General features: G+C 62.7%; 19 protein-coding genes. 13 read left to right on the forward strand and 6 right to left on the reverse strand.

Features of this window, described 5'->3' with window-relative positions:
* Positions 1-136: 136 nt before the first annotated feature.
* Together A3AU_RS0109770 and A3AU_RS0109775 are read right to left on the reverse strand one after the other, a co-directional pair.
* A complete protein-coding gene (locus A3AU_RS0109770) occupies positions 137-2416 on the reverse strand; it encodes an NADP-dependent malic enzyme (RefSeq protein WP_027052646.1) in 2280 nt (759 codons plus the stop codon).
* A 132-nt stretch (positions 2417-2548) separates the two neighbouring features.
* Positions 2549-3709: a glycosyltransferase gene (locus A3AU_RS0109775; protein WP_245235449.1), complete on the reverse strand. Its 1161-nt coding sequence runs from the start codon at positions 3707-3709 to the stop codon at positions 2549-2551.
* A 194-nt stretch (positions 3710-3903) separates the two neighbouring features.
* Here A3AU_RS0109775 and mutS point away from each other — a divergent pair, with 194 nt between their 5' ends.
* Positions 3904-6630, forward strand: a complete 2727-nt coding sequence (mutS, locus tag A3AU_RS0109780; protein WP_027052648.1) for a DNA mismatch repair protein MutS — start codon at positions 3904-3906, stop codon at positions 6628-6630.
* A gap of 75 nt (positions 6631-6705) precedes the next feature.
* On the opposite strand, the gene A3AU_RS0109785 is transcribed toward mutS, so the two are convergent.
* From A3AU_RS0109785 to A3AU_RS0109795, 3 genes are all read right to left on the reverse strand, one after another.
* On the reverse strand, positions 6706-7551 hold the full coding sequence (locus tag A3AU_RS0109785; RefSeq protein WP_027052649.1) for an aldo/keto reductase: 846 nt from the start codon (positions 7549-7551) through the stop codon (positions 6706-6708).
* A 77-nt stretch (positions 7552-7628) separates the two neighbouring features.
* On the reverse strand, positions 7629-8021 hold the full coding sequence (gene copM, locus A3AU_RS0109790) for a CopM family metallochaperone (protein WP_027052650.1): 393 nt from the start codon (positions 8019-8021) through the stop codon (positions 7629-7631).
* Positions 8022-8064: 43 nt separating this feature from the next.
* Positions 8065-10590, reverse strand: coding sequence for a heavy metal translocating P-type ATPase (locus A3AU_RS0109795; RefSeq protein WP_027052651.1), 2526 nt, complete (start codon positions 10588-10590; stop codon positions 8065-8067).
* Positions 10591-10788: 198 nt separating this feature from the next.
* Between A3AU_RS0109795 and A3AU_RS01000000135230 the strand changes: the two genes are divergently transcribed.
* From A3AU_RS01000000135230 to A3AU_RS0109840, 9 genes are all read left to right on the forward strand, one after another.
* Entirely contained in the window at positions 10789-11640 is an 852-nt protein-coding gene (locus A3AU_RS01000000135230; RefSeq protein ID WP_051355327.1) for a glycosyltransferase family 25 protein, read from the forward strand.
* 69 nt (positions 11641-11709) lie between these two features.
* Positions 11710-12513, forward strand: coding sequence for a glycosyltransferase family 25 protein (locus A3AU_RS0109805; protein ID WP_027052652.1), 804 nt, complete (start codon positions 11710-11712; stop codon positions 12511-12513).
* Between the two features lie 404 nt (positions 12514-12917).
* On the forward strand, positions 12918-13661 hold the full coding sequence (locus A3AU_RS1000000136815; protein ID WP_335334239.1) for a glycosyltransferase family 25 protein: 744 nt from the start codon (positions 12918-12920) through the stop codon (positions 13659-13661).
* Positions 13658-14458: a glycosyltransferase family 25 protein gene (locus tag A3AU_RS0109815; protein WP_027052653.1), complete on the forward strand. Its 801-nt coding sequence runs from the start codon at positions 13658-13660 to the stop codon at positions 14456-14458. The genes A3AU_RS1000000136815 and A3AU_RS0109815 overlap by 4 nt, the downstream gene beginning before the upstream one ends.
* Before the next feature lie 213 nt (positions 14459-14671).
* Positions 14672-17473 carry a [protein-PII] uridylyltransferase gene (locus A3AU_RS0109820; protein WP_027052654.1) on the forward strand — a complete coding sequence of 934 codons (2802 nt, stop codon included), beginning with the start codon at positions 14672-14674 and terminating at the stop codon, positions 17471-17473.
* A gap of 46 nt (positions 17474-17519) precedes the next feature.
* Positions 17520-19127: a murein biosynthesis integral membrane protein MurJ gene (gene murJ, locus A3AU_RS0109825; protein ID WP_027052655.1), complete on the forward strand. Its 1608-nt coding sequence runs from the start codon at positions 17520-17522 to the stop codon at positions 19125-19127.
* Between the two features lie 170 nt (positions 19128-19297).
* Positions 19298-20365: a tryptophan--tRNA ligase gene (trpS, locus tag A3AU_RS0109830; protein ID WP_027052656.1), complete on the forward strand. Its 1068-nt coding sequence runs from the start codon at positions 19298-19300 to the stop codon at positions 20363-20365.
* Between the two features lie 130 nt (positions 20366-20495).
* Positions 20496-20987 (forward strand): universal stress protein, encoded by a 492-nt coding sequence (locus tag A3AU_RS0109835; RefSeq protein ID WP_027052657.1) that lies wholly within the window; start codon positions 20496-20498, stop codon positions 20985-20987.
* A gap of 146 nt (positions 20988-21133) precedes the next feature.
* Positions 21134-21703, forward strand: coding sequence for a NifU family protein (locus A3AU_RS0109840; RefSeq protein ID WP_027052658.1), 570 nt, complete (start codon positions 21134-21136; stop codon positions 21701-21703).
* A 144-nt stretch (positions 21704-21847) separates the two neighbouring features.
* On the opposite strand, the gene A3AU_RS0109845 is transcribed toward A3AU_RS0109840, so the two are convergent.
* The gene (locus A3AU_RS0109845) at positions 21848-22465 is read right to left on the reverse strand and encodes a L,D-transpeptidase (RefSeq protein WP_027052659.1); all 618 of its coding nucleotides are present in this window, start codon (positions 22463-22465) and stop codon (positions 21848-21850) included.
* Positions 22466-22689: 224 nt separating this feature from the next.
* Here A3AU_RS0109845 and cueR point away from each other — a divergent pair, with 224 nt between their 5' ends.
* From cueR to A3AU_RS0109860, 3 genes are all read left to right on the forward strand, one after another.
* Positions 22690-23106 (forward strand): Cu(I)-responsive transcriptional regulator, encoded by a 417-nt coding sequence (gene cueR / locus A3AU_RS0109850; RefSeq protein ID WP_027052660.1) that lies wholly within the window; start codon positions 22690-22692, stop codon positions 23104-23106.
* An 899-nt stretch (positions 23107-24005) separates the two neighbouring features.
* Entirely contained in the window at positions 24006-24173 is a 168-nt protein-coding gene (locus tag A3AU_RS0109855) for a hypothetical protein (protein ID WP_154674559.1), read from the forward strand.
* 158 nt (positions 24174-24331) lie between these two features.
* Positions 24332-25285, forward strand: coding sequence for an IS1595 family transposase (locus A3AU_RS0109860; RefSeq protein ID WP_027052662.1), 954 nt, complete (start codon positions 24332-24334; stop codon positions 25283-25285).
* The last annotated feature ends 173 nt before the right edge of the window (positions 25286-25458 follow it).

Consider the following 25458-nt stretch of genomic DNA (forward strand, 5'->3'; position numbering starts at 1 on the left):
AAGGCGAGGCCCGGAGGATGACCGTTGCGGCGTCGTTTCGCTGGCGGCGACCGCCGGTTGCGGCCGCTCTTCTTTGCCGATGTACATCAACCGGTCGGCGCCATGCTTGTCCGGAACCTGGCATGTGTGGATCTATTCAAGTCCCCGCCGAATAGGCCGCGATTGCCGCCATGTTGACGATATCGCTATCCTTGGCGTTCAGCGAGACGATCTGCACTGGCTTGTTCAGGCCGACCAGCAGCGGGCCGATCACCGTCGAGCCGCCGAGCTCCTGCAGCATCTTGGTCGAGATCGAGGCCGAGTGGAAGGCCGGCATGATCAGCACATTGGCCGGGCCGGTAAGCCTTATGAACGGGTACTGCGCCATGGCGCGGGCGTTGAGCGCGACGTCGGCCGCCATTTCGCCGTCATATTCGAAATCGACGCGCCGCTTGTCGAGGATGCGCACGGCCTCCTGGACGCGCTCCGAGCGTTCGCCCTGCGGATGGCCGAACGTGGAGTACGCAAGCATGGCGAGCCTCGGCTCGTAGCCCATGCGGCGGGCGAAGCCGGCCGCCTCCTCGGCGATGTCGGCGATCTGTTCGGCATTCGGCATGTCGTGCACCGCGGTGTCGGCGACCAGCACCGTCTTGCCCCTCGCCAGCACGATCGAGACGCCGATGACGCGGTGGCCGGGCTTGGCATCGATGACGCGCCTGATGTCGTCGAGCGCTGTCGAATAGTTGCGGGTGACGCCGGTGACGATGCCGTCTGCGTCGCCCAGCGCCACCATGCAGGCGGCGAAGTGGTTTCGGTCGTTGTTGATCAGGCGCTGGCAGTCGCGAAACAGGAAGCCTTTGCGCTGCATGCGCTCATAGAGATAGTCGGTGTAGATGCCGTTGCGGCGTGACAGCCTTGCATTGATGATCTCGATGCCTTGCTTGTTGAGATCGATGCCGGCGTGCTTAGCGTTTTCCTTGATGACGTCGTCGCGGCCGAGCAGGATGGCGGTGCCGAGCCGCTGGTTCACATACGAGACTGCGGCGCGCATCACCTGCTCCTCCTCGCCCTCGGCGAAGACGATGCGCTTGGGCTGGCGGCGCACGCGGTCGTAGATGCGCTGGAGCGTCGAAGCGATCGGATCGCGGCGGGCGGACAATTCCTGCGCGTAGCGGTCGAGATCGAGGATCGGCTTGCGGGCGACGCCGGACTCCATCGCCGCCTTTGCCACGGCAAGAGGAATTGCCGAGATCAGGCGCGGGTCGAACGGCACCGGGATGATGTAGTTGGGGCCGAATTTCGGCCGGTTGCCCTGATAGGCGGCGGCGACGTCGTCGGGCACGTCCTGGCGCGCCAGTTCGGCGAGCGCGCGGGCCGCGGCGATCTTCATGTCGTCGTTGATGGTGGTCGCCCGCACATCCAGCGCGCCGCGAAAGATATAGGGGAAGCCGAGCACGTTGTTGACCTGATTGGCGTAATCAGAACGCCCCGTGGCCATGATGGCGTCGGTGCGGATCTCGGCCACTTCCTCCGGCGTTATCTCGGGATCCGGATTGGCCATGGCGAAGATGATCGGGTTCTTTGCCATCGACTGCACCATGGCGGTGGTCAGCGCGCCCTTGGCCGAGAGACCGAGGAAGACGTCGGCGCCGTCGAGCGCCTCGGCGAGGCTGCGCGTGTCGGTCTTGACCGCATGCGCCGACTTCCACTGGTTCATGCCTTCGGTGCGGCCCTGGAAGACGACGCCCTTGGTGTCGCACAGGATGATGTTTTCGGGCGCGAAACCCATCGCCTTCATCAGTTCGATGCAGGCGATGCCGGCGGCGCCGGCGCCGTTGCAGACCATCTTGGTGGTCTTCATGTCGCGGCCGGTGATTTCCAACGCGTTGATCAGCCCAGCGGCCGAGATGATGGCGGTGCCGTGCTGGTCGTCGTGGAAGACGGGGATATCCATCAGTTCGCGCAGGCGCTGCTCGATGATGAAGCACTCCGGCGCCTTGATGTCCTCGAGGTTGATGCCTCCGAAGGAGGGGCCGAGGAAGCGCACGCAATTGATGAACTCGTCGGCATCCTCGGTGTCGACCTCGAGGTCGATGGAATCGACATCGGCGAAGCGCTTGAACAGCACCGCCTTGCCTTCCATCACCGGCTTCGACGCAAGCGCGCCGAGATTGCCGAGGCCGAGGATGGCGGTGCCGTTGGAGATGACGGCGACCATGTTGCCGCGCGTCGTATAGTCGAAGGCGCGGCTGGGGTCTTCGGCGATGGCGCGCACCGGCACGGCGACACCCGGCGAATAGGCGAGGCTCAGATCGCGCTGCGTCGTCATCGGCTTGGTGGCGACGATCTCCAGCTTGCCGGGCCGGCCCATCGCGTGGAATTCCAGTGCCTCCTGCGCGCTGACGGACGGACCGTTGTTCTCGGTTTTCCTGGCCATGATGCTTTTGATTTCCTCGCCAATGCCGCGCCTCCTTGAAGGGGGCGCCTTTTAGATGATGAATTAAGACCACGCGCCGCTGCATGTAAACCGCCAAGCGCGGCAAAGCTGCTTCAATGCGGAGACGGCCGTTCAGGAGCCATACGGCGTAGGCTTCAATGCCGCGATTTCGCGCGCATGCTCGCGCAGCGCGGTCCAGCGCCGCAAGGTGCGGGTGCCGGGAAAGGGCCATTGCGAAAGCGGTGGCTGGTCGCTTCCCATGCGCTCGAACAGCGCCGACAGAAAGTCCATGAGCGCGCGCCGCTGCGGCCACACCTTCGCCATCGTGCGGTTGCGGATTTCCTCGCGCGCAATCGCGCGGTCGCGCAGCGTTTCGACCGCACGCCGGATCGCCGCCGGATCGGGCTCGGCGATGATGCAGTAATCCGGATCGAAAAAGACGTCGCGGCCGCCAAGACTTGGCGTGCTCACGACAGGCAACCCGGCCATGAGGTACTCCATGCTGGAGCACATCGCTCCTTCGGCTGGAGACAGACAGAGCCCTACCGCCGCGCGAGCGTAGGCCCGATTGACCTCCGGCGGCGACAGCCATCCAGGCTGGCCCTCATCGAGCGGATTGGCTATGGAATGCCTTGGCGACTGCGCCTGCAGGCGACGGATGAAGGCGCGATCCCCGGCCAGCGGCAATTCGCCGATCGAAAAGGTGACATGGAGCAGGCGCTCGATGCCAAAGGCGAGATAGTGCCGCTTGGTGTGCGACATGCGGCCATTGTAGACGGCGTCGAATTCGACCGGAACATCCGGCAAAGGCCGGAAGATATCCTCGGAAACCATCAGATTGTGATTTGAGAAGATCGCCATGCCGCCGACTGCCGCGATCAGGCGACGCTCCTCCTCGGTGTTGCAGAGGAAGACCAGCTCGTGCAGCGGAAAGCGGGCGCGGTACCAGGCGAGGTCCCGGCCAATCTTGGCGACGATGTGCGGTCGCTCCAGCGTCCAGCTCGGCATCAGCAGGAATGTGGCGCGGCGCTTGGCAAGCCGCCGGCCGATTGCCGCGACGGAGCTCAGGGGACGCTGCCCGCCGATCGGCGTGTAGAGGACAAGCGGATCGTGGCTGAGCACGTAAATCGCAACCTGCATGCCGCCGTCGAGATCGGACAAGGGACCGGTGGCAGGAAGCGCGAAAGGAAGCCGCTTGGCCGCCAATTGCCTCAGCGCGCCCAACCTCTGGCCGGTCTGCTGCGCCGCCTTCAGCCAGAGCCGCTCGACCGCGGAGTCGATCGGCCCGACCATTTCCTCGAAAGTTTCCTGACCGTCTCTATCCATAAGATATTGCTAATATATTGGGGCGGGTACATTGACAAATGACACTCTCCCGGCAGCCGAGGCAATGCAGCGGTTCACAGCTATCGCTCTGGCTTGCTGTTTCCCCTGCTTTTCGAGCCGCCGGCATTAAACCCCATGGTCACATCTGCTAGCGTGCCGGCATGAATATGCACAGCCCGAACGAGCCCGACGCCCCCGAGGTGATGACGCCGCCACAGCCCGGCGCCGCCGTGACGCCGATGATGGAGCAGTTCATCGAGATCAAGGCGGCGAACCCGGATTCGCTGCTGTTCTACCGCATGGGCGATTTCTACGAGCTGTTCTTCGACGATGCCGAAAAAGCAAGCCGGGCGCTGGGCATCGTCTTGACCAAGCGCGGCAAGCACCGGGGCCACGACATCCCGATGTGCGGCGTGCCGGTGCATGCGGCCGACGACTATCTGCAGAAACTGATCGGCCAGGGATTCCGCGTCGCCGTCTGCGAGCAGATCGAGGATCCGGCCGAGGCCAAGAAGCGCGGCTCCAAATCGGTGGTGCGCCGTGACGTGGTGCGGCTGGTGACACCGGGCACCATTACCGAGGACAAATTGCTGGCGCCGTCGGAATCGAGCTTCCTGATGGCGCTGGGGCGGGTCAAGGGCGGCAGCGACCACAGCTTCGCGATTGCCTGGATCGATATCTCGACCGGCGCCTTCCGCGTCGCGGAGACCACCGCCGACCGGCTGCTCGCCGACATTTTCCGCGTCGATCCGCGCGAGCTGATCGTCGCCGAGCCGGTGTTTCACGATCCGGAGCTCAGGCCGGTGTTCGACGTGCTCGGCCGCGTCGCCAATCCGCAGCCGCCGTCGCTTTTCGATTCGGCATCGGCCACGGGGCGCATCGCGCGCTTCTTCGAGGTGGCGACGCCGGACAGCTTCGGTACGTTTTCGCGAGCCGAGCTGTCGGCGATCTCTGGCGCCATCGCCTATGTCGAGAAGACGCAGAAGGCCGAGCGGCCGCCGCTGTCGCGGCCCGAACGCGAGGAGCAGGGCTCGACGCTGTTCATCGATCCGGCGACGCGCGGCAATCTCGAACTCTTGCGCACGCTGTCTGGCAGCCGCGAGGGCTCACTGTTCAAGGCGATCGACCGCACGGTCACCGGCGGCGGCGCCAGGCTGCTCGCCGACCGGCTGATGGCGCCGCTGACCGATCCGGCGGCGATCGGTGCGCGTCTCGACTCGGTGTCGTTCTTCCGATCCGAGACGCGGCTTTGCCAGGAGGTGCGGACGAGCCTCAAGAGCGTCGCCGACATGCCGCGCGCCTTGTCGCGGCTGGCGCTCAACCGCGGCGGCCCGCGCGACCTCGGCGCGCTGCGCGCCGGCTTCGAAGCGGCCGGCGCCATCGCCGAAATCTTCGCAGCAACCGCCCTGCCCCAGGAATTGGCTGGCGCAATGGCCGCTATCCAGGCGCTGCCCCAGGCGCTCGCCCGGCATCTGATGCAGGCGCTCGGCGAGGAACTGCCGCTGCTCAAACGCGACGGCGGCTTCGTGCGCGGCGGCTACCACCCCGAACTCGACGAGATGCGGGCGTTGCGTGACGAGTCGCGAAAAGTGATCGCCGGGCTGGAGCGGTCGCTGATCGAGGAGACCGGCATACGCTCGCTGAAAATCCGGCACAACAATGTGCTGGGTTACTACATCGAAGTGACCGCCAACCACCATGCGGTGATGACCGGCAGCGATGGCGCCAAGGCGCGCTTCATCCACCGCCAGACCATGGCCAATGCCATGCGTTTCACCACGACCGAGCTTGCCGAACTCGAGACCAAGATCGCCAATGCCGCCGACCGGGCGCTGAGCATCGAACTGGCGGCCTTCGATGCGCTGACGGCGGAAGCGGTCGGCGAGGCCGACGCGATCCGCGCCGGCGCGGGTGCGCTGGCGGTAATCGATGTGTCGGCCGCGCTCGCCCTGCTCTCTGAAAGCGAAGCCTGGTGCCGGCCGCTGGTAGATTCAAGCCTTGCCTTCGAGATATCAGGCGGCCGCCATCCAGTTGTCGAACAGGCGTTGCGCCGTTCGGGCGAAGGCCCCTTCGTCGCCAATGATTGCGACCTCTCGCCGGAGGGCAGTGCCAAGAATGGCGCCATCTGGCTGCTGACCGGCCCCAACATGGGCGGTAAATCTACCTTCCTCAGGCAAAACGCCCTTATTGCCATCCTTGCCCAGACCGGCTCTTTCGTGCCGGCCGCATCGGCCCATGTCGGCGTCGTCGACCGGCTGTTTTCGCGCGTCGGTGCCTCGGACGATCTGGCGCGCGGCCGCTCGACCTTCATGGTCGAGATGGTCGAAACGGCTGCCATTCTCAACCAGGCCGGCGAGCGGGCACTGGTGATCCTCGACGAGATCGGCCGCGGCACCGCCACTTTCGACGGTCTGTCGATCGCCTGGGCGGCCGTGGAATATCTACATGAGAAGAATCGCTGCCGGGCGATCTTCGCCACCCATTTCCACGAGATGACCTCGCTTGCCGGCAAGCTGGCGCGGCTCTCCAACGTCACCATGCGGGTCAAGGAATGGGAAGGCGACGTCGTCTTCCTGCACGAAGTCGGCAAAGGTGCCGCCGACCGCTCCTACGGCGTCCAGGTGGCGCGGCTGGCTGGCCTGCCGGAAGCGGTGGTCGACCGCGCCAAGCAGGTGCTGCACCAGTTGGAGGAAGGTGAGGTTTCCGGCAAGGCCAACCGGCTGGTCGATGACCTGCCGCTGTTTTCCGTGGCGATGAAGCGCGAAGCGCCCAAGCCGGTGAAGAACGACGCGCTTGGTGCCGCGCTCGGCGACATCAACCCCGACGAGATGACGCCTCGCGAGGCGCTGGAGGCGCTTTACCGGCTGAAAGGGCTGGCGGGGAAGTAGCTTTGCAATCCGGGCGGCGGCGCCGGAACCGCCAATCTCCTCGCCTCGTGGGGAGATTGGTAGCGTCACCGCGGGTCAGATCATCTCCAGCCCGCGTTTGCGCGTGGGCGGCGGGAATGCACGGTCGAGTTCGGCGAGATCCTGCGACGTAAGCTTTATGTCCAGCGCGGCAAAATTCTGGCGGACATGCTCCTGGCTGCTGGCCTTGGGGATGGCGATGACGCCCTCCTGGTGCATCACCCAGGCCAGGGCGATTTGTGCCGCCGTGGCATTGTGGCGGGCGGCGACGGCATCGAGCCTGGCATTGCGCGCCAATGCGCCCTGCTCGACCGGCGAATAGGCCATCAAGGGGATGCCGCGCTTCCGGCTCCAGGGCGCCAGATCGAATTCGAGGCCGCGCCGGACCAGATTGTAGAGCACCTGGTTGGTCTGGACGTGGCCGCCATCGGGCAAGCCGGCCAGGCCTTCCATTTCCTCGGTGTCGAAATTGCTGACGCCCCAATGGCGGATCTTGCCGGCCCTCTTCAAGGCCTCGAAGCCCTCGACCGTCTCCGACAGCGGCACGCTGCCCGGCCAATGCAGCAGGTAAAGATCGATGCGGTCGGTGGCGAGGCGCTTCAGGCTGTTTTCGCAGGCACGCTGCACGCCCGCGCGCGACGCGTTGGACGGCAGCACTTTCGAAACCAGGAAGGTCTCGGCGCGGCGCCCGGCAATGGCTTGCGCCACCACCTCCTCGGCGCCGCCGCTGGCATACATTTCGGCGGTATCGATCAGCTTGATGCCGAGGTCGAGGCCGAGCTTCAGGGCGTTGACCTCATCGGTACGACGACTGACATTCTCGCCCATCTTCCAGGTGCCTTGGCCGAGCACCTGGACGGCTTCGCCAGAAGGCAGTCTGGTGGTTCTTATCGTTGATGGCATGAGAGAATCCCGGCGCGGTCGAAAAGCATCGCAACACAATCGCCGGGAGAAATCCAGATCGAAGCCGTCGGTGGCGATCACTTCACCGGATGAGCGGCAAGCCAGTCCTGCATCTGCTTGATCTCGGCTTCCTGGGCGGCGATGACGCCTTCGGCGAGCTTGCGGATTTCCGGGTCCTTGCCATTGGCAAGCTCGACCTTGGCCATGTCGATGGCGCCCTGATGGTGCGGGATCATGCCGCGAACGAAATCGACATCGGCATTGCCGGTGTATTGCGACGCCATCATGTCGGCATGCATCTTGTCCATCGCTGCCTTGTAGCCTTCGGTCGAAGGACTGGTCGCGTCCATCGACATGCCAGCCATGTCGTGTTTCATCTCTTCGCTTTGCGCCGGAACGCTTTCGAGGAAGACGGCGAGCAGCATTCCGGCCGCCATCAGCAACAGCACGAGTTTCTTGGCCAAGGTCATTCATGGTCTCCTGTTGCTTGGGTGTCGTATTTGGGGGTTTGGATCAGAGTTTCAACGTCCGCAGCCGCAATGCGTTGGCGATGACCGAGACCGAGGACAGGCTCATCGCCGCCGCCGCCAGCATCGGCGACAGAAGCATGCCGGTGAGCGGATAGAGCACACCGGCGGCGACCGGCACGCCGAGCATGTTGTAGAGGAAGGCGAAGAACAGGTTCTGGCGGATGTTGCCTATCGTCGCCCGGGCCAATGTGCGTGCCCTCACGATGCCATTGAGATCGCCTTTGACCAGGGTGATGCCGGCGCTTTCGACCGCCACATCGGCGCCGGTGCCCATGGCGATGCCGACATCTGCGCTGGCCAGGGCCGGCGCATCGTTGACGCCGTCTCCGGCCATGGCGACCCCGGCGCGTTTTGCGCGCAGTTCCTCGACAAGGGCTGCCTTCTGTTCCGGCAACAGTCCGGCGCGAACCTCGTCGATGCCGAGGCTTTTGGCGATTGCGTTCGCCGTGCGCTCGTTGTCACCGGTCGCCATGATGATCCTCAGGCCGCTGTCATGCAGCGCCTTGATCGCTTCGGCAGCGGTCGCCTTGACAGGATCGGCGACGGCGACGATGCCGGCCAGCTTGCCGTCGGCAGCCACGAACATCGCCGTCTTGCCATCGCCCTGCAGCGTTTCCGCATTGGGCGAAAGGGTGGAGACGTCGATGCCGAGATCGCGCATCATCGCGGCATTGCCGAGCGCGACAGTCTTGCCCGAAACCGTGCCGGAAACGCCCTTGCCGGTGACCGCCTCGAAACCGCTGGCATCGGTGATGGCTACACCCCGCGCGGCAGCGCCCTTGACGATGGCCTCGGCCAGCGGATGCTCCGACCCCTTCTCCAGGCTCGCGGCGAGCCCCAGCAATTCGTCTTCGGGAAAGCCGCTTGCCGCGATAACATCCGTCAGCTTCGGCCGGCCCTCGGTCAGCGTGCCGGTCTTGTCGACGATCAACGTATCGACCGAGGCGAAGCGTTCGAGCGCGGCGGCTTCCTTGATCAGCACGCCGGCATGCGCCCCGCGCCCGGTGGCGGTCATGATCGACATCGGCGTGGCGAGGCCGAGCGCGCAGGGACAGGCGATGATCAGCACCGAGACCGCCGAGACGATGGCGAAAATCAGGCTGGGCTCCGGGCCGAAAATCGCCCAGACGACGAACGCCGCGATCGCGACGAGGACGACGGCCGGAACAAAGTAGAAGGAAACGCGATCGGCCAGACCTTGAATCGGTGCGCGCGAGCGCTGCGCCTTTGCGACAAGTTCGACGATGCGCGCCAGCGTGGTCTCGGCGCCGATCCGTTCGGCGCGCATGATCAGCGAGCCGTTCTTGTTGAGCGTGCCGCCGGTGAGGGTGTCGCCCTCGACCTTTTCGACCGGAAGCGGCTCACCCGTGATCATCGATTCGTCGATGGAAGAGCGGCCTTCGAGCACCGTGCCGTCAACCGGCACCGCATTGCCGGGCCGGATGCGCAGGCGATCCCCGGCCTTGACGCTGTCCAGCGGCACATCGGTTTCCGAACCGTCCTCGGCGATACGCCGCGCGGTCTTCGGCGCCAGATCGAGCAGGGCGCGGATCGCCGATCCGGTCTTTTCCCGGGCGCGTAGTTCCAGCACCTGGCCAAGGAACACCAGCGCGACAATGACGGCGGCAGCCTCGAAGTAGACCGGCACCGCGCCGCCATGGCCGCGGAACTGATGCGGGAAGATGTCGGGGAAGAGTGTGGCGACGATGCTGTAGAGATAGGCAGCGCCAACCCCCAGCGAAATCAGCGTCCACATGTTGGGGCTGCGGTTGAGGACCGAGTCCCAGCCGCGGTGGAAGAAGGGAAAGGCGGCCCAGAGCACCACCGGGCTTGCCAACGCCAACTCCGCCCAGGTTTTCGTCCGATCGCTGACCAGGTTTTCGAAGCTCAGGCCGACCATCGGCGCCATGGCGATGATCAGAAGCGGGATCGACAAAGCCGCGCTGACCCAGAACCGCCTGGTGAAGTCGACCAGCTCGGGATTTGGCCCTTCATCGCCGGATGGTACGCCCATCGGCTCCAGCGCCATGCCGCAGATCGGGCATGAGCCGGGCTTGTCGCGGATGATCTCCGGGTGCATCGGGCAGGTGTATTGGGTTCCCTTGGGCATCGGCTGGGGCGCGGGCCGGTCCCCCAGATATTTCAGCGGGTCCGCCTCGAACTTCGCCTTGCAGCCGGCTGAGCAGAAATAGAAGCCCTGGCCTTCATGGCGGACAAAATGCTCCGCCGTCGAGCGGTCAACACTCATGCCGCAGACGGGGTCGGTGGCGGTCACGTATTGTTGCGGCTCGGCCTGGAATTTCGTGCGGCAACCTTCACTGCAGAAATGGAAGAGGCGCCCGCCATACTCCGATGTCGGCTTGGCAGCGGCCGAATCCACCGTCATGCCGCAGACCGGATCGCGCAAAACAGCACCCGCGTCAACGGCCGCGCCTTTCGGCGCGCAACAGCCGCCATGTGCGCCGTGTGTGTGATGATCGCCGTGGTGATCATGGTTTGAATGCGTCATTCCAAAATTGCCTCTATGCCTCTGTATCGGACGGAGGTAGTGCTTCCAGTAACTGGAAGGTCAAGAGCTGTTTTGATTTTTCGCATTTCGGCAGCCAGCGGATTGCCCGATTTGCAACTATACACGCTCGCGCGCCCGCACTAATGTTAAGCTCTCTAATATTACTCTGATCTCCTTGCCGCTGGACTCTGTCCGACAATGAAGTGCCTGGTCATAAACCTCGATCGCTCTCCGGATCGGCTTGTCCATATGATTGCCGAGTTCGCCCGTATCGGCACCGCGTTCGAACGGATCGCGGCGGTCGACGCTCGCAGCCACCCTGAACTCGCACAACAACCGCAGCATCCGATATATGGGGTCCGGCGTTTGCTGGGCAGCGAGATCGCTTGCCTGCACAGCCACCGGGCCTGCTGGTCGATCCTGGCTTGCGACGAGGCCCGCTATGGCGCCATCTTCGAGGACGACGTGGTTTTTTCAGCAAATGCCGGCCCGTTGCTTGCCGATGATGGCTGGATCCCGGCCGATGCCGATATCATCAAGCTCGAAACCTACTTCAGAAGGACACTGATCCACCGCAGAAGCATCTCCGCCGGCCACGGGTTTTCAACGTCCAGGCTCTATAAGAACCATCCGGGAACCGGAGGCTACATCATCTCCAGACAAGCAGCCCTTGATCTCCTCGAAGCGACCGAAAAGATCAATGTCACCGCCGATGATCTGATTTTCACCCCGGCATTGCGGAGTTCATCGAGCAAAAAAATCTACCAGCTCGTCCCTGCGCTGTGCGTACAGGACCAGTTCGTCGGCAACCGCTTGCCGAGCCTTCTCGGCCGGGAACGGGATGCCCTATGTGCCGTGGACGAGCTTGCGGTAAAACGCAAAAGGCCGGCCACCGCGAGGATCTTGAAAGAGGCTGGGCGAATCCAGCGGTGGATCGTCGATTTCTGCAGATTCCGGCGACATATTGTCGTCCCCTTCGATTCGACCGGGCAAACGAGCAGACCGCTTGACGGATCGCTGGCGGCTCCATTACCAAGCGTCGCACTGTAGAATACGTGCCAGCTCCCGCGTTAGCCGGAGGACGCTGAAACCCCCACAAAATAGTGATTTCGTTGGCCGATGAAGCGCCTGGTTATCAATCTCGATCGATCTCCCGATCGCCTTGCTCATATAACGGCGGAGTTCGCCCGCATCGGCATCGGATTCGAGCGGGTTGCGGCAGTCGATGCAAGGCAACATCCGGACCTGATGCTGCAGCCGCAGCATGCGATGTACGCCATCCGGCGCCTGTCCCACAGCGAGATCGCCTGCATGCACAGCCATCGCGCCTGTTGGTCGATCATCGCGCAGGACGACGCTGCTTATGGCGCCGTCTTCGAGGACGACATCGTGTTCTCGGCGAAAGCCGGTGCCCTGCTTGCCGACGTGAGCTGGATTCCGGCCGATGCGGATGCCGTCAAGCTCGAAACATTCTTCGTTAAGACCATGACCCAGAGGAAAAGCACCGCCGTCGGTCACGGCTTTTCCTTGGTCAGGCTGCGCGGGAACCACGTCGGAACTGCCGGCTATATCCTGTCGAGGCAAATGGCGCGCGACCTCCTCGACGTTACGGCACAGGTCAGCGCGGCGGCCGATGATCTCGTCTTCAATCCGGCGTTCCCCACGTCAGGCGAAAAGACGATCTACCAGCTTGCTCCCGCGCTTTGCGCACAGGATCAGTTCGTCGGCGGCAGACTGCCAAGTTTGCTTGTCGAGGGACGGAACGCCGAATGGGTCGCGAGCGGGCTGACCATCAAACGCAGAAGGCCCGTCACCGAGAAAATAAGGAGGGAGACCAGACGCGTCGTCGAATGGATCATCGACTATGGCAGGGGGCGGCGCTACACAGTCGTCCCTCTCGATCCGCCCGCGGCGAAAGAATAGATTTCTCGCCGGGCCATCCCCGGCAGCGAGAACGCGTTTTAGGCCGTCCGAAAGCAAGGCCAACCAGCCCCCACCGCAGAAAATCTCCGGAAACTTCGCCAGTATAAGTACAGATTTTGGTTCTGCTTCACCATTCCCTTTGTGGTTGATTAGGCAGAGATAGAAATCTTTTGCATTTCCAGACAATTGAATTTATTCTGATTTACTTATTGTCAAAATTCGTATTGGCTCTTCTCATTTCATTGCCGCACAAATTCTCCCCAAAAAAAGTCGGCAAACGCTGCCTATACCTGTGCTAGAGCCCAGCCATTATCCTTGTGAAATAGTGATTTGTTAAATAATGAAGCGTCTGGTCATCAATCTCGATCGGTCCCCCGAGCGGCTTGCCCACATGACAGCGGAGTTTGCCCGCATCGGCATCGGGTTTCGATCGGGTGGCGGCAATCGATGCAAGGCAGCATCCAGACCTGATGCTGCAACGCCAGCATCCACTATACGCCATACAGCGTCTGTCCGGCAGTGAGATCGCGTGCCTGCACAGCCATCGCGCCTGCTGGACCATCATTGCGCAAGACGAGGCACCCTATGGCGCCGTCTTCGAGGACGACATGGTGTTTTCGGCCAGAGCCGGTGCGCTGCTTGCCGATACCAACTGGATCCCGGCCGATGCCGACGTCGTCAAGCTCGAGACATTCTTCCACACCACAGTAATCCAGAGGGAAAGGGTTTGCATCGGCAACGGGTTTTCCATGTTCAGGCTGCGCAAGAACCATATAGGAGCCGGAGGTTACCTGCTCTCCAGGCAAGCTGCCCGCGACCTTCTCCTGGCAACCGAGGGGGTCAACGTGGCAGTGGACAATCTCATTTTCGATCCCGCGTTCGCAACATCGACCGACAAGACGATATACCAGCTGGTTCCAGCCCTGTGCGCGCAGGAACACTTCGTCGGCGCCAAGTTGCCCAGTTTGCTTGCGCAGGAACGGGACGCCGAGTGGGTTGCCAGCGGGCTTGCGAATAAGCGCAGGAAGCCGGTCACGGCGCGAGTCAGGAGAGAGGTCCGGCGGACTGCGCGGTGGATTGCCGACTTCTGCAGGTTCCGGCGACAGATCGTCGTCCCCCTCAGCCCGATCGAGGCAAGCGACCAATGAAGCGTCTGGTCATCAATCTCGATCGGTCCCCCGAGCGGCTTGCCCACATGACAGCGGAGTTTGCCCGTATCAACATCGGGTTCCAGCGAGTCGCGGGGATCGATTCAAAGCAATATCCCGACCTGGCACTGCAGCCACAGCACGCGATTCACGCCATACGACCGCTTTCCGGCAGCGAGATCGCCTGCCTGCACAGCCATCGTGCCTGCTGGGCGATCATTGCCCAGGACGATGCCCCGTACGGCGCTGTATTCGAAGACGATATGGTCTTCTCCGGCAAGGCGGGGGCTTTGCTGGGCAATACCAGTTGGGTGCCGGCAGACGCGGATGTCGTGAAGCTCGAGACGTTCTTCTCCAGAACCGTAATCCAGAGGAGGAGGAGGAGCGCTGCCGGCAACGGTTTTTCCGTGGTCCGGCTCCGCAAGGGCCATCCGGGGGCCGGGGGTTATCTCCTTTCGCGGCAAACGGCACGCGACTTTCTGGAGGCGACCGCGCAGATCAACATAGCTGTCGATGATCTCATCTTCGACCCCATCATGTCAGCCAGCAAGACTGTCTACCAACTTGTTCCCGCCTTGTGCGCGCAGGACCAGTTCGTTGCCGACAGGCTGCCAAGCCTGCTTGATCAGGAACGGGATGCCGCGCGAACCGCGAGTGGGCTTATGACACGACGCAGGAAGCCGACAACCGTGAGAATCACGAGAGAGGCCGGACGAACCATACGGTGGATCGCCGACTTCTGTAGATTCCGGCGACAGATCGTCGTGCCTCTCGATCCGATCGAGGCAACTGACTAGCGGTTCATCTTTCAAGGAGTCGCCGAACCGCCCGATCTCTTGCTCTTGACGCAATTCCAAGGGAAAGCGTAACTCGCCTTTCCCGGGAAAGGCGTTTTCACACCTTTCCTGGAATTGCTTCAGGCCGCTTGCCGGGCTGTCGGCCGGCCCCATACACAGCGCCGCGAAAACGCGCTATAGACGCCGCCGAAATGGCAAGGCCAACCGGTACCTATGGCGAAAATATCCCTGAAGCTCGATGAACTGATCGACGGCGACGCCTTGCGCCGCGAGATGACCGCGCTGACGACGGCCACCGCCGGCGACGGTTCCGGACCGGCCGCCCGCGCCGGCGTTCTGCAGCTTCTCAAGGGCCGGCTTGCCGAAGGCCGGAAGATCGCCGAGGCCATGCTGAGGCAAGATGGCGGCGGCAATGCCTGTGCCGAGCGGCTGTCACATCTGATGGATGAGCTGATCCGGACGCTTTACGATTTCGCGGCGACGCATGTCTACCAGGTGAAGAACCGTTCGTCGGCCGAACGCATGGCCGTTGTCGCGGTCGGCGGCTATGGCCGCGGCACGCTGGCGCCGGGCTCCGACATCGACCTCCTCTTCCTCTTGCCCTACAAGCAGACGCCGTGGGGTGAGCAGACCGTCGAATACATGCTCTACATGCTGTGGGATCTTGGCTTGAAGGTCGGCCACGCCACCCGCAACATCGACGAGTGCCTACGGCTGTCACGCACCGACATCACCATCCGCACCTCGATCCTGGAAGCGCGCTTCCTGTGGGGCGAACGCAAGCTCTATGACGAGCTGATGTTGCGCTTCGACCATGAGGTGGTGCGCACAACCGGCCCGGAATATGTCCAGGCCAAGCTCGCCGAACGCGACGAGCGCCATGCCAAGGCCGGCGAAAGCCGCTATCTGGTCGAACCCAACGTCAAGGACGGCAAGGGCGGCCTGCGCGACCTGCAGACCCTGTTCTGGATCGGCAAGTACTTCTACCGGGTGCGCACCGGCGAGGAACTGGTCGAGAAGGGCGTCTTCACCGAGGCCGAGTACCGTGAATTCCAGAAGGCCGAGGATTTTCTGTGGGCGGTACGCTGCCACATGCATTTCCTCACCGGCAAGGCCGAGGAGCGGCTGCATTTCGACATCCAGCGCGAGATCGCCGAGCGGCTGGGTTACACGACCCATCCCGGCCTGTCGGCCGTCGAACGCTTCATGAAGCACTACTTCCTCGTCGCCAAGGATGTCGGCGACCTGACCCGCATCTTCTGCGCCGCGCTGGAGGAGGAGCAGGCCAAGCACGTGCCGGGCTTCAACCGCATCTTCCTCACCTTCCAGCGCCGCAAGCGCAAGCTTGCCGGCACGTCCGATTTCATTGTCGACAATCACCGCATCAACATCGCCGACGACCAGGTGTTCGAACGCGATCCGGTCAATCTGCTCCGGCTGTTCTGGTTCGCCGACAAGCACGGGCTGGAATTCCACCCGGACGCGCTGAAGCTGCTCACCCGCTCGCTCGGCCTGGTCAACAAGTCGCTGCGGCGCGACGAGGAAGCCAACCGGCTGTTTCTCGATATCCTGACCTCGGACCGCAATGCCGAGCTCAATCTGCGGCGCATGAACGAGGCTGGGCTACTGGGCAAACTGATCCCCGACTTCGGCAAGATCGTCGCCATGATGCAGTTCTCGATGTACCACCACTATACGGTGGACGAGCACCTGATCCGCTGTATCGGAGTGCTGGCCGAGATCGAACGCGGCGACGGCGAGAAAGTGCATCCGCTGTCGCATTCGCTGATGCCGGGCCTGAGGAAGAGCCGCGAGGCGCTCTATGTCGCCGTGCTGCTGCACGACATCGCCAAGGGCAGGCTGGAGGATCACTCCGAGGCCGGCGCGCGGATCGCACGCCGCATCTGTCCGCATATGGGGCTTTCCCCGGCCGATACCGAGACGGTCGCCTGGCTGGTCGAGAACCACCTGGTAATGTCGATGACGGCGCAGACCCGCGATCTCAACGACCGCAAGACGATCGAGGATTTCGCGGCGATCGTGCAGTCGGTCGAGCGGCTGAAGCTGCTCTTGATCCTCACCGTCTGCGACATCAGGGGCGTCGGCCCGGGTGTGTGGAATGGCTGGAAGGGCCAACTGCTGCGCACGCTCTACTACGAGACCGAACTGCTTTTGACCGGCGGCTTTTCGGAAGTGTCACGCGCCCAGCGCACAGCGGCGGCACGCGAACGCCTGGCCGAAGCGCTCGCCGACTGGCCCGACAAGGCACGCAAGCGCTATGTCGGCCTGCATTACGAGAACTATTTGCTGACCGTCGACCTGCCGGACCAGCTTCGCCACGCCGAGTTCATCCGCGAGGCGGACGCGGCCGGCAACAGGCTCGCCACGATGGTCAAGACACACCAGTTCGAGGGCGTTACCGAGATCACCGTGCTGGCGCAGGACCATCCCCGCCTTCTCTCGGTCATTGCCGGGGCATGCGCCGGGGCCGGCGGCAACATCGTCGACGCGCAGATCTTCACCACGTCGGATGGCCGCGCCCTGGACACCATCCTGATCTCGCGGGAATTCGACCGCGACGAGGATGAGCGCAGGCGCGCCGAGCGCGTCGGCCGGCTGATCGAGGACGTGCTGTCGGGCAAGAGCTGGCTGCCGGAGATGATCGAGAAGCGCACCAAGCCCAAGCGCGGCGCCAAGGTGTTCAAGATTCCGCCGCGCGCCGAAATCCGCAACACGCTGTCGAACCGGTTTTCGGTCATCGAGGTCGAAGGGCTGGACCGGCCCGGCCTGCTGTCGGAGATCACCGGGACGCTGTCCGACCTGTCGCTCGACATCGCCTCCGCCCATATCACCACCTTCGGCGAAAAGGTCATCGACACCTTCTACGTCAACGATCTCACCGGCCAGAAGATCGACAGCCCTTCGCGCATCACCACCATCCGCAACCGGCTGACAGCAACGCTCGACGGCACGGCGCCCGAACGCGGCGGCAGGAGCAAGGCGGCCGCCGAGTGAGATCCATCACCCCTTCGTCCCAATCGTGCAGGCAGTCCCCAAACGCATGAGCCTCGTCAAAAAATTCGCCACTGTCGCTTCCGGCACGCTGATGAGCCGCGCGCTCGGTTTTGGCCGCGAGATGCTGATGGCGGCAGCGCTCGGCACCGGACCGGTGGCCGACGCCTTCAACGCCGCCTTCCAGTTCCCTAACACCTTTCGCCGGCTGTTCGCCGAAGGCGCGTTCAACGCCGCCTTCGTGCCGCTGTTTGCCAAGGAGATCGAGACGCATGGCACCGACGGCGCCAAGCGCTTTTCCGAAGAAGTGTTCGGCGTGCTGTTCACGGCGCTGCTGGCGCTGACCATCGCCATGGAACTGGCGATGCCGCTCATCGTGCGCTACCTGGTGGCGCCGGGCTTTGCCGACACGCCGGGCAAATTCGAGACGACCGTCGCACTGGCGACGATCATGTTTCCCTATCTCATCTGCATGTCGCTTGCCGCCATGATGGCCGGCATGCTGAATTCGCTGCGCCGCTATTTCGCGGCGGCGATCGCCCCGGCTTTCCTGAACATCATCCTGATCAGCGTGCTCGGCTACGCCTGGTATCATGGGCTGGATGCCCATGCTGTCGGCTTCAGCCTGTCCTGGGGCGTGCTGGCGGCAGGCCTCGTGCAACTCGCCATCGTCTGGGTGGCGGTGCGCAACGCCGGCATCGCGATCGGCTTTCGCCGGCCGAGGATGACGCCGAACGTGAAGCGGCTGCTGATCCTGGCGCTGCCCGCGGCGATCACCGGCGGCATCACCCAGATCAACCAGCTGATCGGTACCGCGATCGCGTCGGCGCAGGACAGTGCCGTGTCCTCGCTCGCCTATGCCGACCGCGTCTATCAGCTGCCGCTCGGGGTCGTCGGCGTGGCGGTCGCGATCGTGCTGCTGCCCGAACTGTCGCGGGCGCTGAAATCGGGCAATCTCATCGAGGCCGCCAATCTGCAGAACCGCTCGGTCGAGTTCACCTTGTTCATGACTTTGCCGGCGGCGGCGGCGCTCTGGGTGATGGCGGAGCCGATCGTGCGGCTGGTCTATGAGCGCGGCGCGTTTGCCGCCAATCATTCGACCCCGACCGTAGCGGCGATCCTGGCGATCTTCGGCCTGGGCTTGCCGGCCTTCGTTCTGATCAAGGCCTTTACCCCGGGTTATTTCGCCCGCGAGGATACACGCACTCCAATGACCTTCGCCGCCATCTCGGTGGCGGTAAACGTCGCCACCGCGCTGACCCTGTTTCCCAGGATGGGTGCTCCCGGCATTGCGGTCGCCTCGGCCGTGGCCGGCTGGGTCAACGCGCTGATGCTGCTTGCCGTGCTCATCCGGCGCGGCCATTGGGGCCGCGACGTGCCGCTGCTGAAGCGCATTCCCCGGCTGGTGCTGTCGGCGGCGGTTATGGGCGTCGCACTCTACTTCGCCGAACACTGGCTGGCCGCCAGGATCGGCCCCGGCTCGCCGCTGGTCGTCAAGGCGACGACGGTACTGGCGCTGGTGGTCGGCGGAGCGCTGCTCTATTTCGTCACCGCGTTTGCGACCGGAGGCGCCGATTTCGGCATGATCCGGCGCAATGTCGGGCGCAAGGGGGCGAACGCCGCTTCACCCGTGGTAAAATCAGAACTCGACGAATAAATCGCCTAACGAGCGGACTTCGCCGGTCTTGATCCCTCAGCCTCCTTCGTCCATAAGCGCGCGTCGAAAGACTTCGCCGCGCGCGGTTTCCAGCCGCGTGATTGGCTCCGGAAAGTCTGCAACTCTTCGGAATCACGTTTATACGGCCCTCCACCAGCCATGAGGACATCATGACCGCCTTCAAGCCACTCGTCTTCTCCGGCGTCCAGCCGACCGGCAATCTGCATCTCGGCAACTATCTCGGCGCCATCAAGAAATTCGTCGCCCTGCAGGACACCTCCGACTGCATCTATTGCGTCGTCGACCTGCATTCGCTGACCGCGCAGCTCGTCTATGACGACCTTGCCGACCAGACACGTTCGATCACCGCGGCGTTCCTCGCTTCCGGCATCGACCCGAAGAAGCACATCGTCTTCAACCAATCGCGGGTGATGCAGCACGCCGAGCTTGCCTGGATCTTCAATTGCGTGGCGCGCATCGGCTGGATGAACAAGATGACGCAGTTCAAGGACAAGGCCGGCAAGGACCGCGAAAACGCTTCGCTGGGCCTGCTCGCCTATCCCTCGCTGATGGCTGCCGACATCCTGCTCTACCGCGCCACCCATGTGCCGGTGGGCGAGGACCAGAAGCAGCATCTGGAGCTGACCCGCGACATCGCGCAGAAATTCAACAATGATTTTTCGGACCGCATCGCCAGGCTTGGCGTCGGCGTCGAAATGCAGGTCGGCGAGGAGACGGTGAACGGCTTCTTTCCGATCACCGAACCGGTCATCGGCGGCCCGGCGGCTCGCATCATGAGCCTGCGCGACGGGTCGAAGAAGATGTCGAAATCGGACCCGTCGGACCTGTCGCGCATCAATCTCACCGACGATGCCGACACCATCTCGAAGAAGATCCGCAAGGCCAAGACCGATCCGGAGGCCTTGCCGAGCGAGCTCGACGGACTGGAAAGCCGGCCCGAGGCGGAAAACCTGGTCGGCATCTATGCCGGCCTCGCCGAAATCTCGAAGGTGGACGTGCTGAAGGAATTCGGCGGCCAGCAGTTTTCGGTGTTCAAGCCGGCGCTAGCCGACCTTGCGGTGGAGAAGCTGGCGCCGATCGCCGGTGAGATGCGCCGCATCGAAGGCGACCGCGCCTATGTCGACGCGGTGCTCAAGGACGGCGGCGAACGCGCCGGCGTGCTCGCCGAAACGACAATGAAGACGGTGCGCGACATTATCGGCCTGTTGCAGGGCTGACCGCGGCACCCGCCCACCGCGCCAACACTGGGCATACTGGCCAAGGGACATACCGGCTCAAAGACCGGCGGCTTGCCGCCGGTCTGCCGTAGTGGCAGATTGCCGCCGAATAGACATCGAGTAGATAGACATGGTCTCCAAACGCCTCAGCCGCGAAGCCGGTCATCGCAGGAAATTCCTGACGATCATCGACGATACGCCCGAGTGCGAGCGCGCCGTCGCCTACGCCTCGAAGCGGGCGCAGAGCACCAGCGGCACGCTGGTGCTGCTCTATGTCATCGTGCCGGACGATTTCCAGCACTGGCTCGGCGTCGAGAAGATCATGCGCGAGGAGGCCAACGCCACGGCGCGCGCGGCCCTGGACGGCTATGCCAACAAGGTGCGCCAGAAGCTCGGTATCGAGCCCGAGATGGTGGTGCGCGAAGGCAAGCCGACGGAAGAGATCCACAAGCTGATCGAGGAAGACCAGGATATCGCCATCCTGGTTCTGGCGGCCGGCGCCGGCAAGGAAGGGCCGGGACCGCTGGTCGGCGCCGTGGCCGGCAAGGGCGCGGCCTTCCCCATTCCGGTGACCGTGGTGCCACAGAATCTGTCGGACGACGAGATCGACAGCCTCGCCTGAAGCCCGCCCGGGATTCTGTTCCCCAGCCAGCAAAAACATTCCGCCAGCCAGCCGATCGGGCGATGCCTTTCGCTTGAATGTCCAGCCGATAGAGCCTATTTAGAACTATTCCAAACTATCTGCCCGAAACGGGCACGGAGACGGCCATGTTCATCCAGACCGAATCGACGCCCAATCCGGCGACGCTGAAATTCCTGCCTGGCAAGGAAGTGCTTGTCGAAGGCACGGCCGATTTCCGCGATGCCGATAGCGCGGCAACGGCTTCGCCGCTGGCCGGCCGGCTGTTCGAAATTCCCGGCGTCACCGGTGTCTTCTTCGGTTACGACTTCATCACCGTGACCAAGGACGGCCCCGACTGGCAGCACCTGAAGCCGGCGATCCTCGGCGCCATCATGGAGCATTTCATGTCCGGCGCGCCTGTCATGGCCAAGGCCGGCCCGGCCGCCGAGACCAGCCAGACCGGCGAATTCTACGACAAGGCGGACGAGGAACTCGTCGTCACCATCAAGGAACTGCTCGATACTCGCGTGCGCCCGGCGGTGGCCCAGGATGGCGGCGACATCACCTTCCGTGGATTCGAAAACGGCACGGTGTTCCTGCACATGAAAGGCGCCTGCGCCGGTTGCCCGTCATCGACGGCAACACTGAAGCACGGCATCCAGAACCTGCTTCGCCATTTCGTGCCTGAAGTGCAGCAGGTCGAACAGGTTTCCTGACCGCTCCGTACCGACATCATCCAAAAAACAAAAAACCGGGCCGAATTGCCCGGTTTTCTGTTTGGGACGTCCGTTGTTGCCTAGACGGTCCGCGTACGAAACTTGTCTTCACGTTTGACCATGATCCCCGAGGGATCGTGGTCCTTACATCACGATGACCTTGGCGCCGACCGAGGCGCGGTCGTAGAGATCGATGATGTCCTGGTTCATCAGCCGGATACAGCCGGATGACATCGCCTTGCCGATCGAATTCCATTCCGGGCTGCCGTGCAGGCGGTAACCCATGTCACCGCCCTTGTTGAAGAGATACATGGCGCGCGCGCCAAGCGGGTTCTTCAGGCCCGGCTCCATGCCATTCGCGAACTTGGTAAGTTCCGGCTGGCGCTTGATCATTTCACGCGGCGGCGTCCAGGTCGGCCATTCGCGCTTCAACGCAATATGGGCGGTTCCGTGCCATTCGAAGCCTTCGCGACCGACGCCGATGCCGTAGCGAATGGCGCGACCGTCGCCCTCGACGAAGTAGAGGAACTTGTTCTGCGTATCGACGATGATGGTGCCCGGCTTTTCCTTGGTGTCGTAGTTCACTTCCTGCCGGTGGAACTGCCTCGGCACTTTTTCGATCGGTATGCGCGGCAGCTGGTAACCAGCATCGGTCACCGCGCCATAGTCGTTGGAGAAGATCTGCCCGCCAATGGTGCTGCAACCGGCGAGTGCGGTGGAGAACGCCAATGCGGCCATTATTGCAAGCGACTTCATCCGCATGAGGTGATCCGTGCCCTGCTAAACTGCGCGGCACGAGTCGGCCGCTTTCTCGCCATCATTCATGCTGGCATTTGCTTTGCTTGCCAAGCGCACGATGCCTATATGCGTGGCCTTACCCGCTGGTAAGCGTATCAGTATGGCATTTCGGCAACAGCCCTCACCGGATTGTGAAGTAAATTCAATGGGGGCGACATCAAACGGTTACGTGGAATCGAGGATCAGTCATGAATGTCGGCGATGCAGCCCAAAGATCAGGCCTGCCGGCCAAGACCATCCGTTACTATGAGGAGATCGGCCTGATCGCGCCGGCGCGCGCCACCAACGGCTACCGCGACTATTCCGGCGACGACATCCACCGGCTGGCCTTCCTGCGCCGTGCGCGCAACCTCGGCTTTTCCATCGACGATTGCCGCCAGTTGATGGCGCTCTACCAGGATCGCGGCCGTGCCAGCGCCGACGTGCGTGAGATCGCCGCCGCCCATGTCACGGCGATCGAGGAAAAGGTGCGCGAGCTGCAATCCATGCGCTCGACCCTGCAGAAGCTCATCCATGCCTGTCATGGCGACAACAGGCCGGACTGCCCGATCCTGGATGACATGGCGGGGTCGCCTGGCGACAGGGCCGTTTCAGCGAGGCCATAGCAAGGGTAGGCTAGTCCGGGGGAAGTCAGAGCGATGAGGAGGTCCGGTCAGGTCCGGCGGAACAAGGGACTTCAGTCTTATTTGCGCGAGTGCTAATATACATATACGTTGAGCGTGCGGGGACCGACACACCCAATAGCCCACACCCGCAATGGCCGGCGCCCCCCTAGAACCCAAAGCCAAACTGCGCCGGCCATTTCGCGGCTATGGTCCCCAACGTCTTCTGTTATATTCTGCTTGTCTAAAGTAACGGAACGTTCAATGGACATTAGCGGAACTTAAACGGTCCCCTCAGACCTTTGGGCATTAGCGCGCAAGACTTTAGTCCTGCCGTTCTCTAGTGAAGAACGGAAGTTAACCGGCACGACATAGAGCCGTTTGGCAAAGATCAATACCAGACTGCACCCGGCCGGATATTGCGCGATCACGGAAGACTCCCCAAGCCAGGCCGAGGTTTGCCAAACGTGTAATCGCCCGGCGCAGGGCGATTGTCTGTTTGAGAGACCCATCGTTGCACGAGCGATCGCGCCGGGGCGGCGTCCCGTAGGAACGGCCCGGCACGCTCGCAGTCTGGGGGACGTGGGGTCGTGCCGGGTCGTTGCGGGTCAGGCTTGTGGGATCGTCTCCGCACTGCCTAAGCTATAACAATATTAGCAATAGCTCAATTAAGACTGAAGTCCCCAGCCCATGAGCTATTTGGCTGCAGAGGCCGCACAGGTACCGTCCTTTTCCGAACTCAACTTCATTTCTACCAGTAAACTCCCCGCGGCCTCCATTCGGTCCTCTGTCGCAAAGTAATCCTATTTGACGGTCGCGATACACCCAAAAGAAGTCAGGACCGGTTCTTGAAGACTTGATCTGGGGAGCATACCGTCGGTTCAAGGGGCTTGGGTAAGGTCATGTTGAACGACGACAAAGGCGAGCGGCTTTGGGCTTTGGACCTTGACGCTCTGCGCAAGGCTTTTGAAACCTACGTTCAAGAGCACAAAACGACGGCTGCGGAGTGGGGGGAACACGCCAAGCGGTTCCTCGAAAAACAAAGAGTTAGTCAGGGACAGTCGCGCTGATCCGCGCTATTGGCAGCACTGCTCCCGAGGTGCTTCACTGGGCTGAACTCGGTTTCGTCCTTGCTGGTTTCCTATGGGATGCGCGTCACCCCGCAAGGTGATTATCTGGTTGACAAACCCAAACCAATGAGCGATAACGATTCCAAGGAGTTATCGCTATGTCCGTTCTGTCCCGCCCCGAATTCCATGACGAAGCCAAGGCTTTCGAGCATGTCGAATCCATACTGTGGCCCAACGGTCCTGTTTGCCCGAAGTGCGGCTCTGTCGATCGCCACTATTCCCTGAAGGGCGTTCGCACCAAGCCCTCTAAGAAGAACCCCCACGGTGTCGAGCGTCACGGCCTGTACAAGTGCAGCGCTTGCCGCTCGCAGTTCACGGTCCGCATGGGATCCATTTTCGAGGAAAGCCATTTGCCCCTGACCAAGTGGCTACAGGCTATCCACCTCATGTGCGCCTCCAAGAAGGGTATCAGCGCTCACCAGATGCACCGCATACTCGAATGCACCTACGAGGCCGCTTGGTTCCTGTGCCACCGCATTCGCCTTGCAATGGCGTCTGGCGATCTGTCCCCGATGGGCGGCAACGGCAAGACCGTCGAGGTTGACGAGACGTATATCGGTCGCCTCAAGGGTACCCCGGTTAAGTCTGGCGGCGGCGCGCACAAGAACACTGTCGTCACGCTGGTAGAGCGTGGGGGCCGCGCCCGTTCCTTCCACGTCGATACCGCTCGCATTGGCACCGTGATGCCAATTGTTCGCGCCAACATCGCCAAGGAAAGCGCATTGATGACGGACGAGGCTGGCATGTATCGCCGCGTGGGCCAGGAATTCGCCTCGCACGATGTCGTCACGCACTCCAAGGACGAGTATGTCCGCTACGAAGGCGCAAAGACCGTCCACACCAATACCGTCGAAGGCTTCTACAGCATCTTCAAGCGCGGCATGAAGGGCGTTTACCAGCATTGCGCGGAACACCATCTGCACCGCTATCTGGCAGAGTTCGACTTTCGTTATTCGAACCGCATCGCCCTTGGCGTCGATGACGGCACCCGCGCTTTCATCGCGTTGAAGGGTGCCGCTGGTAAGCGCCTCACCTATCGCAGACCTGCTTGACGATAAGCGAACGCATTTCCGCAAGCCTGTGCAGTTAGAGTTGCCGCTTTGGCGGCATGCTCGCCGCCGATAGCGCGGCACCGTTGCGGCATACGTTGCACCGGAATGTCATTTTGAACATAACGTGAATAACCGGTGTCTATCATCAGGCGATAGACTCCGGCTGCATTGGA

This window comes from Mesorhizobium erdmanii USDA 3471 (assembly GCF_000472705.1).
GTDB classification, from domain to species: Bacteria; Pseudomonadota; Alphaproteobacteria; order Rhizobiales; family Rhizobiaceae; genus Mesorhizobium; species Mesorhizobium erdmanii.